Annotated in this window: 13 protein-coding genes; 8 read left to right on the top strand and 5 right to left on the bottom strand. The window is 65.1% G+C overall.

Features of this window, described 5'->3' with window-relative positions; all coding sequences use genetic code 11:
* From R2669_RS05230 to R2669_RS05215, 4 genes are all read left to right on the top strand, one after another.
* Positions 1-852, top strand: a complete 852-nt coding sequence (locus R2669_RS05230) for an ABC transporter permease (RefSeq protein ID WP_102067224.1) — start codon at positions 1-3, stop codon at positions 850-852.
* A gap of 106 nt (positions 853-958) precedes the next feature.
* A complete protein-coding gene (locus tag R2669_RS05225; RefSeq protein WP_316899102.1) occupies positions 959-1,756 on the top strand; it encodes an ABC transporter permease in 798 nt (265 codons plus the stop codon).
* On the top strand, positions 1,753-2,814 hold the full coding sequence (locus R2669_RS05220) for an ABC transporter ATP-binding protein (RefSeq protein WP_316899100.1): 1,062 nt from the start codon (positions 1,753-1,755) through the stop codon (positions 2,812-2,814). The genes R2669_RS05225 and R2669_RS05220 overlap by 4 nt, the downstream gene beginning before the upstream one ends.
* Positions 2,815-2,819: 5 nt before the next feature.
* Positions 2,820-3,668, top strand: a complete 849-nt coding sequence (locus R2669_RS05215) for a phosphodiesterase (RefSeq protein WP_316899955.1) — start codon at positions 2,820-2,822, stop codon at positions 3,666-3,668.
* On the opposite strand, the gene R2669_RS05210 is transcribed toward R2669_RS05215, so the two are convergent.
* Entirely contained in the window at positions 3,665-4,348 is a 684-nt protein-coding gene (locus R2669_RS05210) for an FMN-dependent NADH-azoreductase (RefSeq protein ID WP_316899099.1), read from the bottom strand. The genes R2669_RS05215 and R2669_RS05210 overlap by 4 nt on opposite strands.
* Positions 4,349-4,490: 142 nt before the next feature.
* Between R2669_RS05210 and R2669_RS05205 the strand changes: the two genes are divergently transcribed.
* Positions 4,491-5,420, top strand: a complete 930-nt coding sequence (locus tag R2669_RS05205) for a LysR substrate-binding domain-containing protein (protein WP_316899098.1) — start codon at positions 4,491-4,493, stop codon at positions 5,418-5,420.
* Here the strand turns inward: R2669_RS05205 and R2669_RS05200 are convergent.
* From R2669_RS05200 to R2669_RS05190, 3 genes are read right to left on the bottom strand one after another with little or no spacing between them, the layout of a single operon-like run.
* Positions 5,409-6,884 (bottom strand): amidase, encoded by a 1,476-nt coding sequence (locus R2669_RS05200; protein ID WP_316899096.1) that lies wholly within the window; start codon positions 6,882-6,884, stop codon positions 5,409-5,411. The genes R2669_RS05205 and R2669_RS05200 overlap by 12 nt on opposite strands.
* Before the next feature lie 20 nt (positions 6,885-6,904).
* The gene (locus R2669_RS05195) at positions 6,905-8,116 is read right to left on the bottom strand and encodes a M20 aminoacylase family protein (RefSeq protein WP_316899094.1); all 1,212 of its coding nucleotides are present in this window, start codon (positions 8,114-8,116) and stop codon (positions 6,905-6,907) included.
* A gap of 41 nt (positions 8,117-8,157) precedes the next feature.
* Positions 8,158-9,459: an MFS transporter gene (locus tag R2669_RS05190; protein WP_316887836.1), complete on the bottom strand. Its 1,302-nt coding sequence runs from the start codon at positions 9,457-9,459 to the stop codon at positions 8,158-8,160.
* Between the two features lie 234 nt (positions 9,460-9,693).
* On the opposite strand from R2669_RS05190, the gene R2669_RS05185 reads away from it, so the two are divergent.
* The gene (locus R2669_RS05185) at positions 9,694-10,611 is read left to right on the top strand and encodes a LysR family transcriptional regulator (protein WP_316899093.1); all 918 of its coding nucleotides are present in this window, start codon (positions 9,694-9,696) and stop codon (positions 10,609-10,611) included.
* A gap of 3 nt (positions 10,612-10,614) precedes the next feature.
* Here the strand turns inward: R2669_RS05185 and R2669_RS05180 are convergent, their stop codons facing one another.
* The gene (locus tag R2669_RS05180) at positions 10,615-11,577 is read right to left on the bottom strand and encodes a cupin domain-containing protein (RefSeq protein WP_206272113.1); all 963 of its coding nucleotides are present in this window, start codon (positions 11,575-11,577) and stop codon (positions 10,615-10,617) included.
* Between the two features lie 119 nt (positions 11,578-11,696).
* Here R2669_RS05180 and R2669_RS05175 point away from each other — a divergent pair, with 119 nt between their 5' ends.
* Together R2669_RS05175 and R2669_RS05170 are read left to right on the top strand one after the other, a co-directional pair.
* Positions 11,697-12,908 carry an MFS transporter gene (locus R2669_RS05175; protein ID WP_316899091.1) on the top strand — a complete coding sequence of 404 codons (1,212 nt, stop codon included), beginning with the start codon at positions 11,697-11,699 and terminating at the stop codon, positions 12,906-12,908.
* A gap of 700 nt (positions 12,909-13,608) precedes the next feature.
* Entirely contained in the window at positions 13,609-14,232 is a 624-nt protein-coding gene (locus R2669_RS05170; RefSeq protein ID WP_316899089.1) for a hypothetical protein, read from the top strand.
* Positions 14,233-14,430: the final 198 nt, after the last annotated feature.

The following is a 14,430-nucleotide window of genomic DNA, read 5'->3' as shown; positions in this document are numbered from 1 at the left end:
ATGAGCACCGTCACCCGAACCACCTTGCCCGACGATGCGGTGTTGCCCGCTCGGTGGCGGGTGGCGTTGCTGGCACCGGCCGTCGCGCTGTTCTGCGCGTTCTGGCTGCTGCCCATGGCGGCGTTGCTGCGTGTGAGCGGCAGCGAAGGGCTGGTCGCCACGTACACGACGGCGCTCACCACGTCGCGCTATCTGGGCAGCCTGTTTTCGACGGTGGTGCTGTCGGCGGCAGTCACGCTGGCCACGCTCATCCTCTCGACCATCGCCGGGCTGTTTCTGGTGCGTCACAACGTGCCGGGCAAGCGGATGATTACCGCCATGCTGACGTTTCCGCTGGCGTTTCCCGGGGTGGTAGTCGGCTTCATGGTGATCCTGCTGGCCGGGCGCCAAGGCCTGCTGGGCGACGTCACACACAAGCTCGTCGGCGAGAAATGGGTCTTCGCCTATTCCATTGGCGGGCTGTTTCTCGGCTACCTGTATTTCTCGATCCCGCGCGTGGTGCTGACGGTGATGGCGGCGGCGGAAAAACTCGATCGTTCACTGGAAGAGGCGGCGCGCTCGCTGGGCGCATCGTCGTGGCAGGTGACGCGCGATGTGCTGGTGCCGGGGCTGGCGCCTGCGCTGATCGCCTCCGGCGCCATCTGCTTTGCCACGTCGATGGGCGCATTCGGCACCGCCTTCACGCTCGCCACTGACATCGATGTCTTGCCGATGACGATCTATACCGAGTTCACGCTCAACGCCGGCATTGCGATGGCGGCGGCGCTGTCGGTGGTGCTGGGCGTGGTGACCTGGCTGGTGCTGGCAATTGCGCGTACTGCGAGCGGTAGCCCGACGGGGGCGGCAGCATGAGCAGCAAGCAGGGGCCCCGCGCAGCGGGGATGCGCGCGTCCGCGAATGCTGCCGGCCGCCGACACCAATGTAGAGCGATGAACGACAACCTTGGCGAGGCGGCAGCATGAAGCGCGCTTTGTCTATTGCCCAGTGGGGTATCACGCTGCTGCTGTGCCTGTTCCTGATCGTGCCGGTTGTGCTGTCGATGGCCGTGGGCCTGACGCGCAACTACATCCGCGGTTTCAAGAGCGGTTGGACGCTGGATTGGGTCGCCCAGGTGTGGGACATGTATCACGCGTCGATCTGGATGTCGCTGCTGGTGGCGCTGTGCACGCTGGTGATCGTGCTCGCGGCCGGCGTGCCGGCGGGCTATGTACTGGCGCGGCGTCAGAGCCGAGCAAGCCGCCTGATCGAAGAATTCCTGACGCTGCCCGTGGCGCTGCCCGGCCTGGCGACGGCGCTGGGCTTGATCGTGGCCTACGGCGGTTTTGGCGGCTTTCGCGAGAGCCTCTGGTTCATCGTCGTCGGGCATGTGATCTTTACGCTGCCGTTCATGGTGCGCTCGGTGGCCGCCGTGGCGGCAGGCCAGAACCTGAAGACGCTGGAAGAGGGCGCCGCCAGCCTGGGCGCGTCGTTCTGGCAGCGTTTTCGCACGATTGTGCTGCCCAACGTGCAGCCCGGCATCCTGGCCGGCGCGCTGACGGTGGTGACGCTCTCGGTGGGCGAGTTCAACCTCACCTGGATGCTGCACACGCCCGAAACCAAGACCCTGCCGGTCGGCCTGGCCGATACCTATGCGTCGATGCGCCTGGAAATCGCCAGCGCCTACACGCTGATCTTCTTCGTCATGATCGTGCCGCTGCTGGTGCTGATGCAGCGCTTTGGCGGCCTGCGGGTGAATAACGGAAAGGCTTCCCGATGAGTACCGAACCTCTACATCTCGCCCCCGTGCCGATCCGGCTGCGTGGCTGCGGAAAACACTTCGGCGGCCAGCGCGTGCTGGAGTCGATGGACCTCGACATCGCGGCAGGCGAAACCGTCGTGCTGCTCGGCCCCTCGGGCTGCGGCAAGACCACCACGCTGCGCATCGTCGCGGGGCTGGAAGCGCCGGATGCCGGCGGCACCGTGCACTTTGGTGACGAAGACGTCACGGCACGCCCGATCGAGCGCCGCCGCGTCGGCATGGTGTTCCAGAACTACGCGCTGTTCCCCAACCTGAGCGTGCGCGGCAACGTGGAATACGGCCTGCGCATCCAGCGTCGGCAGAACGGTTTGTCCGACACGCAGATCAGCGCCCGGGCAAACACGCTGCTGGAGATGATGCACCTCACGCCATACGCAGACCGCGGTGTGGCTCAGCTTTCGGGTGGGCAGCGCCAACGCGTGGCCCTGGCGCGCGCGCTGGCGCCCGAACCGCGCGTGCTGCTGCTCGACGAACCGCTCACGGCCCTCGACGCCAAGCTGCGTGAATCCGTGCGCGCCGAGATGGACCGCCTGCTGCGCGGTCTCGGCATCACGACGATTTACGTGACGCACGATCAGGAAGAGGCGATGGCGCTGGCCGATCGCATCGTCGTCATGGAAGCCGGCCGCATTGCGCAGATCGGCACCCCGCGCGAGATCTACTTTCAGCCGGCCAACCGGCACGTAGCGGATTTCATCGGCATCATGAACCGGCTCGACGGCGCGCGCGAGGACGGCGCATTCGTCTGCGCGGGCGGCCGCGTACCCGTGCCGGCCGGCGACGGCAATGCCATCTTCTTCCGCCCCGAAGATGCCGTGCTGGCCGACCCGGCACAGGCGGCGCTGAAGGGCACGGTCGAGTCGGCGGTGTTTCTGGGCTTTCGCACCCGCGTGCGCGTGGCGGGTGTTTCGAGCACGCCGCTGTTTATCGATGTGCCCGGCCGCCAGCACTTTGCGCCCGGCCATGCGGTCGGCTTCGATATCCCGGCAGACCGCCTCCTGACCTTGAAAGCCTGATGCCGATGCACTTTCTGCAACTGACTGATCTTCATATCAAACGTCCGGGGCGACTGGCTTATCGGCGCGTGGATTCGGCGGCGTATTTGGCGCGCTGCGTGGCGCATATCCTCGCGCAGCCGGAGAAACCGGACGCCATCGTCCTGACCGGCGACCTGGTCGACGCCGGCGCGCCCGAGGAATATACGCACCTGCGCGCGCTGCTGGCGCCGCTCGATGCGGCTGGTGTCCGCATGCTGCCGGTGCTGGGCAACCACGATGGCCGTGACGCCGCCCGCGAAGCCTTTGCCGATTGGCTCGCGCCCATTCCGGCCAATGCGCAAGACACGCGCGCTTTCCAATACTGGACCGACATTGGCGACGTTCGCCTGATCGCGATCGACACGCTGGACACCGGCCATCCGGGCGGCCGCCTGGGCGTGCAGCGCCTGGATTGGCTGGCCGAAGCGCTGGCGCGAGAAACGCAGCGCCCGACCGTCATCGCCATGCACCACCCGCCATTTGCCACGGGCATCGGCCACATGGACGTGCAATCGCTCGCCCCCGAAGACATCCCGGCTTTCGCGCAGATCGTGCGTGCCGCCGGCAACGTCGAGCGCATCATCTGCGGCCATCTGCATCGCTCCATTGACGTGCGGTTTGCTGGGACGGTGGCGTCGACTTGCCCGTCGCCGGCGCATCAGGTGGCGCTGGATCTCGACCCGGACGCGGCGCCCGGCTTCGTCATGGAGCCGCCCGCCTACAAGGTGCACGCATGGGTGGCGGGGCAGGGTCTGGTGAGCCACCTCGCCTACGTGGGGCAATTCGATGGCCCGCATCCGTTCTTCGAGCCGGACGGGCGGCTGATCGACTAAGCCGCTTCCTCGGCGGCGGCCATCCGCGCAACCAGTGCATCGACGTCGTTTTCCGCCGATGCGATGGATGCGCGTAAGCGCTCGTCGGCAAACTCGTCGTATTCGATAGCGACGGATGCCACTTCGGTGATGCCGATGTAGCCGAATGCCGTGGCGACGCCGGCCTCGACGTGGTTCAGGTGCGCAATGCGCTGGCCAGGGCCGTAACCGAAATCGCCCCGCGCGCTGAGGATGACGAGGCGCTTGTTCATGCCGGCCAGCAGCGGCCAGTAGGGGTCGCCTGTGCGGCTGCGGTCGAAGCCGAACGTGCGGCCCACGCGCACGATGTTGTCGATGTACGCCTTGAACTGCGCGGGCATGCCGAAGTTGTACATCGGCACGCCGGCCACGATCACGTCGGCGGCCAGCAGTTCGTCGATCAGTGCATCGCTTTGCGCAAGGCGGTCGTGCATCCACGGTTCGCGCTGCGCGGGCGGCGTGAACGCGGCATGGACCCAGCGGCCATCCACGGGGGCGGGTGGTTCAGCGCCGATGTCGCGATAGACGACCTGCGCGTCGGGCTCATGCTCAAGCCAGTGCTGCACGAAGCGCGCGGAGAGCCGGCGCGTGTGCGAGCCATGGCGCGAAGTCTCGGAGCTGCCCGGCCGGGCGCTGGAATCGAGATGTAGCAGACGAGTCATGTTGAATCGTTGATGAGTGGAGGTGTGCCCACTCTACGAACCGCGCTGCACCGCGACAAACGACATGTTTTGCGCGCGATGGCTGACATGGATTCATCCATGCCGCCCACGCGGGAAATGCGCCCATGACACAATCCCGCGCATGCGAAAACTGCCACCTCTGAGCGCGCTGCGGGCCTTTGAAGCCACCGCGCGCCACCTCAGCATGAAGCGCGCTGCCGACGAGCTGTCGGTCACGCCCACGGCCGTCAGCCATCAGATTCGCCGCCTGGAAGATGCGCTCGGCGTGGTGCTGTTCGAGCGCCACGTGCGCGCGCTGCGCCTGTCGGCTGCCGGCGAGCAGCTGTACCCCGTGCTCAATACCGGCTTTGACGCGTTTGCGCAGGCCATCGAGGCCATTCGCGGCACGCAAGCGCAGCCGGGGCGTCAGCGCGTGACGCTCACGGCGCCGATGGGGCTTGCGGCGCGCTGGCTGGTGCCGCGGCTGGGTGAATTTGCGACGCAGCATCCGGAGGTGGATCTGCGCATTCATGCGTCCGACACCGTGGTCGATTTGCATGGCGGCAGCGCAGACGTTGCGGTGCGGTATGGCGATACGCCGGCCATGGGGAATGGGCTCGTCACCGAACGGCTCTTTGGCGACGCCTATGCGCCCGTCTGCCACCCGGGCCTGAAAGTGCAGTCGCACGACGATCTGACGCGCGTGCCACTTATCCATTCCGAATGGCAGCGCACGCTGCCGCAAGCGATCGGCTGGCCGATGTGGGCGCGCGCGGCGGGTATCGAGCACACGCTGAAGACGGACGCGGGCATCGTGCTGTCCGACGATGGGCATGCCATGTCGGCGGCAATGGCCGGGCAGGGCGTGATCCTGGCGAACCTGCCGCTGGTGCGCGATGCGCTGGAGGCGGGCACGCTCGTCCAGCCTTTTGCAGCGCCGGTCATTCAGCGCTATGCCTTCTGGGCCGTGGCGCCATCTGCGCGGCTTGAAGACGCTGCCGTGCGCGCGGTGTGGGACTGGCTATGCGCGTGTCGGGAAACCGCGGCGCGTCTGCATCGCTCAGCTCAATAGCGGCGAGGCTGCACGCGCCGGCGCAAACGCTTCGTGCCACGCGGCTGCAAGCTGCAGCAAGGCAAATTCCGACCGGGGCGGCGCAATCACCTGCAGGCCGAGCGGCAAGCCATCGGCGGTCAAGCCGGACGGCAGGCTCGCGGCCGGCACGCCCGCCAGCGTGGCGCCAATCACGACTTCCATCCAGCGGTGATACGTGTCCATCGCGCGGCCCGCGACGGTCTTGGGCCAGTGTTCTTCGGCAGGGAAGGGCGCCACCTGCGTGCAGGGCAGGACAAGGAAATCGTAGTGCGCAAACTGCCGCAGCAGCGCCTGGTACCAGCTTGCACGCGTGGCGATGGCACGGTTGATGTCGATGGCGGTGCGGCTGCGTCCGTGCTCGATTTCCCAGATCGCTTCGGGCTTGAGCAAATCGCGCGTGGCGGCGTTGGCGTACAGCAGGCCGAGGTTGCCGGACACGCTCAGCGCGCGCAGCGTGCACCAGCATTCCCATAGCGCATCCATGGCGAAGAAAGGCCGTACGGTTTCGACATGGCAGCCCAGCGTGTCGAACGTGTCGAGCGCATGCTCGTTGACGGCCAGCACTTCGGCGTCGATGGCAAGGTAGCCCCCGAAATCGCCCAGCCAGCCAATGCGGGCCTGCCGGAAGTCACGGTGCAGCGGCTGCATGAAGCACGCCGGATCGTCGCTCAGCGACAGCGGCGCACGCGGGTCGTAGCCGGCCTGCGTGGCGAGCAACCAGGCGAGGTCGTGCGGATTGCGCGCCATCGGGCCTTCGGTGCCGAGTTGCTGGAAGAACACGTCGCCGGTGGGGCCGTACGGCACGCGACCGAGGCTCGGGCGCAGGCCATAGATGTTGTTCCAGGCCGCGGGGTTGCGCAGCGAGCCCATCATGTCGCTGCCGTCGGCCACGGGCAGCATGTTCAGCGCCAGCGCGGCGGCCGTGCCACCGCTGCTGCCGCCGGCCGAGCGCTCGGGGTTCCAGGCGTTGCGCGTCGTGCCGTACACGCGGTTGTAGGTATGCGAGCCGAGCCCGAACTCCGGCGTATTGGTCTTGCCGATCAGCACGGTGCCCTGCCGGCGAATGCGCTCGACGACGATGCTGTCATGCGTCGGCACATTGCGCGCCATGGCGAGACTGCCCATCGCCGTCACCATGCCTGCGGTGGCCGCAAGGTCCTTGGGCGCCTGCGGAAAGCCATGCATCCAGCCGCCGGATAAGCCCTGCGAGAGCAGCACATCGCGCTCGCGTGCCTGGTCGATGGCCGATTCGGCATCGATGCGGGCCACGACCGCGTTCACCGTCGGGTTATGACGATCGATCTGCGCAAGGAACGCTTCCATGACTTCCACGCACGACACATCGCGCGCGTGGATGCGCCGGGACAGTTCGATCGCGCTCCATTGCACGATCTCTTCGTTGGCGGCCGCAGTTATTGCTGCGTGGCTCGGATTCGCTTGCATGGCTTGACTCGAAGTTCACTTCACGCGGTCAGGTACGTCTGCGCCAGACGCACCCAGGCGGCGGCGCCCAACGGCAACACCTGGTCGTTGAAGTCGTAGCCGGGGTTGTGCACCATGCAGCCGCCGAATTCGCCTTCGCCATTGCCGAGGATCAGGTAGCAGCCCGGCACTTCATTGAGCATCCAGGCAAAGTCTTCACTGCCATTAAGCCCTTTGGGCGCCTGCGTGACGACGTTGGCCGCGCCCACCAGTTCGGTACAGACCTGCTGTGCCAGTTGCGTCTCGGCCTCGGTGTTGACCATGGGCGGCGTCAATTGACGATAGTCGATCTGCGCCTCGACGCCATGGGCCTGTGCAGTGAGGCTGACGATCTCGCGAATGCGCATTTCCACCAGCGCACGCGTTTCCGGCCGCGCCGCCCGCACATTCAGGCCGATCGTCACTGATTCGGGAATCACGTTGTGCGTTGCACCGCCGCGAATGAAACCGACCGACACCACCGCCGTGTCGTCGGGCGCGACGTTGCGTGCCACCACGGTCTGCAACGCGGTGATGATGGCGGCCGATGCGGCAATCGGATCCCGCGCGCGATGCGGCATCGCGCCGTGTCCGCCCATGCCCTTGATGGTGACGTCGGCCACGTCGGAAGACAGGCTCACCGGCCCCGGCAGCACGCGGAAGCTGCCGGCCGGCACGCCCGGCATGTTGTGCAAGGCATAAACGGCATCACAGGGGAAGCGCTCGAAGAGGCCGTCTTCGATCATGGCACGCGCGCCGCACAGGTTTTCTTCATCGGGCTGGAAGATGAGGTTCAGCGTGCCGTCAAAATCGCGGGTCTCGGCCAGTGCCTTGGCCGCGGCGAGCAGGATGGCGGTGTGCCCGTCGTGGCCGCACGCGTGCATCTTGCCGTGGTTGCGGCTGGCGTAGGGCAGGCCGGTCGCTTCCACGATGGGCAGGGCGTCCATGTCGGCGCGAATGCCGAGACGGCGCATGCCATTGCCGAGTTTCAGCTGCCCGACCACGCCGCTCTTGCCGATGCCGGTGTGGACCTCGTACCCCCAACTCTTGAGCAGATCGGCCACCAACGTGCTGGTGGCGCCCACCTCGAAACCGAGTTCAGGCTGCGCGTGGATCTGGCGGCGGATGTTGACGAACGTTTCTGCATCGATATGGACGGGCGGCAGCAGATGCGGCAGCAGTTGGAACGGCGTGAGCGTGGGGGCTTTCGTCATGTCGGGGCTCCGGGTTGGACGTTGGAGACGGGAATCCGGTGTCAGCGGGTGTCGCGCGCTTCGCGCAGGCTCAGCACGGTCAGCAGCGTGATGGCGCTGCACGCCATCATGTAGAAGGCAGGGGAGAGCGGATTGCCGGTGCGGGCCAGCAGCCACGTCACGACAAACTGGCACGAACCGCCAAACACCGTGACGCCGATCGCGTAGATGACCGACAGGCCGCTGGCGCGCACCTTGATGGGCAGCAGCTCCATCATCATGAGCAGCATCGGCGTGGTGCCCAGATACAGCGTGCCGGTCAGCAGCGCCGAGAGCACCAGCACCAGCGGTACGCTCGGGTAATGCGTCATCAGCCAGAAGGCCGGATACAGCGCCGCCACAGTGACCAGCGTTGCGCCCACCACCAGCGGCTTGCGGCGCGGCAGGCGATCGGCCAGCCAGCCGGAAAGGAGCGACGCGCCAAAGCTCGTCAGCCCTGTCACGCAACCAGCGAGCAGCGACAGCGAAGGCGGCAGATGCAGCTCGCGGATCATGTAGGTCGGCATGAAATAGATCACCAGATACGTGCCGACCGTCCCGCCGATGATCGTCAGCACGCCTTTGACGACAAGCCCGCCGTGGTCGCGGAACAAGGTGCCGAGCGGGCTCGGCGCATGCGCTTCCGCGGTGTGCGTTTCATCCAGGTGCGAGCGGATGTAGAGGCCCACCGGCGCAATCAGCAAGCCGAGGAAGAACGGCACGCGCCAGCCCCAGCTCTGCAGCGCTTCCGGCGACAGGCTGCCGTACAGAATGGCCGCAGTCAGCGCGCCGCACAGCGCCGCAATACCCTGGCTGCCCAATTGCCAGCTCACGCGAAACCCGCGCCCGCGGACGCCGCCGGACTCCATCAGCATCGCGGTCGACGCACCGATTTCGCCGCCCAGCGAAAAGCCCTGCAGCAACCGCCCGGCCAGAATGACCAGCGGGCCGAACAGGCCTGCGGTGGCGTACGTCGGCGCAACCGCCAGGCACAGCGTGCCGATGACCATCAGCCCGATCGTCAGCGTCATCGCGGCCTTGCGTCCGTGGCGGTCTGCATAGTTGCCGATCACGAAGCCGCCGAGCGGGCGCATCACAAAGCCGATGCCGAACGTCGCCACCGCCAGCAGCAGCGAGCCATACGCGCTGTCGGACGGAAAGAACAGCTTGCCGATCATCAGCGCGAAGAAGCTGTAGACCGTGAAGTCGTACATCTCCAGCGCATTGCCGATCGAGCATGCGGCGATCAACCGTGCCTGGCCGACAGGCTTGGGCGCAGCAGCAACCGAGGCGGGCAACGGCGTCTGCAGGGTGGCGTCATTCATGTGGATCTCCATCCGGGGGATTGGCGAGAGGGCTTCTGCGAACCCTTGGGCGCTTGCAGTATTCCGCCAAGCCGCCGTCCGGAAAAAATCGTAAATATTCATCCCGATAACCAAATAGAATCGCCGTCATAACCGGCCTGCATCCGCTATCGGGGAAAGCCCGCGAATCCTGGGGGCGACGTCGCGTGACACGCCGAGTGCCGGGCATGGCGCCCAACAAATGGGGAGAGCGACGTGAAGCTGCACCAATTGCGCATCCTGCTGGCCGTGGCACAGCACGGCAGCATCCACGAAGCGTCTCGGGGGCTGCACATCTCGCAGCCGGCGCTGTCGAAGGCGATTGCGGAACTGGAAAGGGAGCTTGGCGTCACGCTGCTGTCGCGTTCGGTGCGCGGCGTGAGCCTGACCGCATATGGCATGGCGCTGGTCAAGCGCGCGAGTGTCGTCGAACAGGAACTGCGTCACGCGCTGGAAGACATCGAAGCCATTCGCGGCCATGCGGAGGCGGAACTCAACATCGGCTTTACCGCCGTGGCGTCGAGCGGGCCGTTGCCGGACGCGATGGCGGCGCTGCGCAAGCGGTTTCCCAACGTCGCGCTACGCGGTTTCGAACAGCGTCCGCAGCAGATTCTGGAAGGGCTGCGAGAAGGGCGGCTCGATATCGGTTTGATCTCCAGCAACAGCGGCCCCGGCACGGGCAGTTTTCAGTGGGAGCCGCTGTTTTCGGTGCCGATGCGCCTGGCGGTGCGCCCCGGCCATCCGCTGCGCCGCGTGCGCCGGCTGCGTCCACTGCTGGATGCCGACTGGCTGGTGCTCGACCCGCTGGAGGATCCGGGCAGCCCGATGGTCAGCCTGATGCGGCTGCATCGTCTCGACATCCCGCGCCGGATCGTGCAAAGCGCGTCGAATCTGCTGGGGCTGCAGCTCGCCACGAAGACGGACGTCGTCAGCATGTGGTCGGAATTTGTCTTCAGCGGCAGCGGCGGCCCGCTGCGCATGGTGCCGGGTTCGCTCGAAACCTTGCCGATGGAAGATGAGCTGCCGGATTTCAACGTCTACATGGTCTACCGTTCGGCCGACCTGATGACGCATGTGTGCGCGGAATTCAGCAAGGAGATCCGGCACGCGGCGCAGCACTATCGCCAGCGCTGAACATCACGCGTCAAGTTCGGCGCCTTCTGCTCGCATGGCCCCAGGTGGCCGCCCGACCACGCGCTTGAACGCACGGCTGAACGCAGCGAGCGACCCGTAGCCGAGCCGATACGCGACGGCCTCGATCGCCTCGCGGTCACGCGTGATCCATTGCGCGGCGAGCCGCATCCGCAGCTCGGTCAGATAGCGCACGGGCGTCATCCCGGTCGCCGCCAGGAAGCGCTCGGCAAACACCGAGCGCGAGACGCCGGCTTGCGCCGCCAGCTCCGCGACGCTCCAGTTGCGGCCCGGGTCACGATGCAGGGCGACGATCGCGCGGCCCAGTTTTGGCTCGCGCAGGGCCTGCACCCAACCCGTCGCGTCGCCGCAGCCGCATTCCACCCAGCCGCGCACGATGAAGGCGGCCACCACGTCCGCCAGCCGCGCGAGGATGCCGGCAAAACCGGCGCGCTCGGAGCAGGATTCGCGCTCCATCGCGTCGAGCATCGGGCGGATTTCCGGATAGCGCGCGAGCAGGGTGCCGACGTGCATGAACTCCGGCATCGTGCCGACAAGGGGCTGCATGCCGCCCAGGTCCAGCTCCATGCACGCGCTGAAAATGAGCGCATCGCCCGGGGCCGCTTCCGTACCGGCACCGACCGACGCCACCGTGTCGCAGATCTTCGCGGCTTCAAAGCCGGCGATCTCGCGGCACGGCGCATCCGGATCGGACAACAGCGCATGCGGGGTGCCCTGCGGCAGCAACACCGCATCGCCAGCTTCGAGTCGCATCGTTGCGCCCGACGCATCGCGCAGCAGCACGGGCCCGCGGCCAACGAAGTGAAATTGCGCACGCCCCGGCGCCTCGCCAAAGCTCAGCCCGAAGGGCCGCGCCACGTGGATACGGCGGTACTGGACACCGCTCAGCCGCATGCCCAGCAGCAGCTCGCTGACAAGGTCATGCACGTCGGGGAGGGGAGTGGGCATCGCAAGTATTCGGACGAATGATCAACAAGATCGGATTGTATGTCATAGACCGTCCGATTGACGGGCCCTACCATGCGGCCTTATTGGTACTTTCCCTGACTCTTTCTACGGAACGACGCATGAATCCCGGAACCTCTACGGCCGCCGCAGTCGCGGCCTCGCATGAACCTGCCTGGGGCGCCGTCTTTGCGATGGCGCTGGGCGTGTTCGGGCTCGTCACGGCCGAATTCCTGCCTGCAAGCCTGCTGACGCCCATGGCGGAAAGCCTCGGCGTGACCGAAGGCGTGGCAGGGCAGGCCGTCACGGCCACCGCAACGGTCGCCCTCGTCACCAGCTTGCTGACCGCCGCCGTCACGCGCGCCATCGACCGGCGGCGCGTGCTGCTGGCGTTTTCGGTGCTGCTCGTGGCATCCAATCTTGCGGTTGCATTTGCGACCAACCTGACAACGATCCTGATCGGCCGCGTGGTGCTTGGTATTGCGCTCGGCGGCTTCTGGACCATGGCCACCGCCACTGCAATGCGCCTTGTGCCCGCCGCGCTGGTGCCGCGGGCGCTGTCGATCATCTTCAGCGGCGTGGCCGTCGCCACGATTGCCGCCGCGCCGCTCGGCAGCTACTTCGGCCACCTGATCGGCTGGCGCAATGTGTTCCTTGCTGCGGCTGCGCTCGGCGTGCTGGCGTTCGTATCGCAAGTCGCCACACTGCCATCGATGGCGCCGAGCGGCACGACGCGGCTGCGCACGCTGATCGACGTGCTGCGCCGCCCGAGCGTCGGCATCGGGATGTTCGCGACGATCCTCGTGTTCACCGGGCACTTTGCGTTCTTCACGTACCTGCGGCCGTTCCTGGAGCAGGTGGCGGGCGTTGGCGTGAACGGGCTGTCGGCAATCCTGCTGGGCTACGGCATTGCCAACTTCGTCGGCACGTCGTTGGCCGGCCGCGTACTGGAACACCGGCTGCGCCCAATGCTGATCGCAATGCCGGCGCTGATGGTGGTGCTCGGCATCGCACTCGTGGCGCTGGGCCGGGCGCCCGTCATCGACGCCGTGCTGATCGCACTGTGGGGCATGGCGTTTGGCGGCGTGCCGGTGGCCTGGTCGACATGGGTGACACGCACCGTGCCCGACGAGGCCGAAAGCGCCGGCGGCCTGATCGTCGCCGCCGTGCAGCTCGCGATTGCCACCGGTGCGGCAGCCGGCGGCGTGGTGTTCGACGCGAACGGCGCGGCCGGCGTGTTCATTGGCGCCGCCGTGGTGCTGGCGATTGCCGTCGCGACCATCGTGACGGGCGTGCCAAAACGCGTTGAGGTGGTGCCGGCGATGGCCGAGTGACATGGCGAGATGAGTCGCCGAACCTAAATCACCTAGCTCTGAAAGCTCGCCTGTTCGGGGGGCAGCTTGGCTCCAACGCATCATTGCGTCCATGACATGCCGGACGTAATTGTTGGGCGACAAACGCGTTTGGACAGAAAAGTGCTATGACAAATTCGCAAAACAAAAAGACTTTGGCGCACTTTTTCGTCGCAGAGCACGGATGGGCTGCGCGACGGAGGCAATTTCAAATGCACTAGGGCACTAGCCGGCCAGACTCCGTCCAACTCAAGTTCAGCTTCACCCAATTAATAAAAAAAACCCCTGCAACAATGGTATTTCCTATGGGTTTATCGAAACCGAAACAAAAAAATATATGAGCCTTTGTATTTTTTGTAAAACCCGTGACTCAAGACTTTACTTGATTGGGATTTGTGCTTATGTGTAAGAAGGATTGGCCCGAGCAAGAGCTTGACTGGCCAATGAAAAACGAGCGGTTGCACTGCAGTGCGGCCGCCGGATGGACTGAGTGAAAAGCTTCGGAAGAAAACCTATCGAAAAGTAAGCGCAACGTACTCGTACCTTCACCTAGCGGGTGATTGGTGCCGTTAGCCCTCGATCTGCGATTTGATTTTGGTTGATGTCACGGCCGAAGTCAAGGCGATTTCGCGCCTAGAATTAGCGATCTGGGCCTTCGTTTGCAAAATTCATCGAGACAACGATGGCACAAGTGAATCAGCCTAATTTAAGGAATCGTGTTAAACCAAGAAATGCAGCGAAATCCTCCTATAGAGGTCGGCGTACGTTGTATATCTTTGATTCGCCGCGCAACCGACAACGCTTCCAGGTTTATGGCCAGCTTTGTTTCGCCCACTGCATTCTCGCTGAGGGGGATCCAACTATTCGACACTACCTGCCATCAAAACCTCCCGACGAGCCCGGGAAGGGCCCTTATCGTCAGACGGTATTGGTAGAGCGTTATGATGGTCGTTGGGAACGATGGCACTTCGAAAAAAGGCACGCCGATGACTGCGCAGGCGATGCCAAGATCGTTCAAAAAACGGAAGATCAAATTAGGCGATCCAAGTTTTTGCTGATGAATTGGATGGCCTTGTGCGCTGATCGAAATCGTGTACAGGGCGAATCATTGGCGCGGGAGCTAGGAGCGCTGATGAGAACGATGGACGGCTGCGCCCGCCTGACGGTTCAGCAAGCCATCCGCATAGAGGGAACAGACCCCGCGCTCATGCTTGGCGTTATCGCGATGCAGTTTGCAGAGGGGCTTCTGTGCTGCGACCTCGAACATGCACCCTACTGTCTAACCAGCGAAATCTGGCAACCATGAATATCCGGTCTGGATCGCGCCGAGGCCTCATCCCCTCCGAATATTGCGACCTCGAGGCTTGGCCTAGTGTTGATGTTGCTTCGCTTAGTGAGAAGGCACGCACCCGCTGGAACGGCCCCCTGAATCCCCGGACACAGTCACCCACTTAAACTAACGGGTAGGCATACGACTGTGTTTATGACTAGCAGCAACCAAGAA

This window comes from Ralstonia edaphi, assembly GCF_958350185.1.
In the GTDB taxonomy this organism is placed as follows: domain Bacteria; phylum Pseudomonadota; class Gammaproteobacteria; order Burkholderiales; family Burkholderiaceae; genus Ralstonia; species Ralstonia edaphi.
The sequence above is the reverse complement of the archived record's forward strand: the minus strand, read 5'-3'. Positions and strand labels throughout refer to the sequence as shown.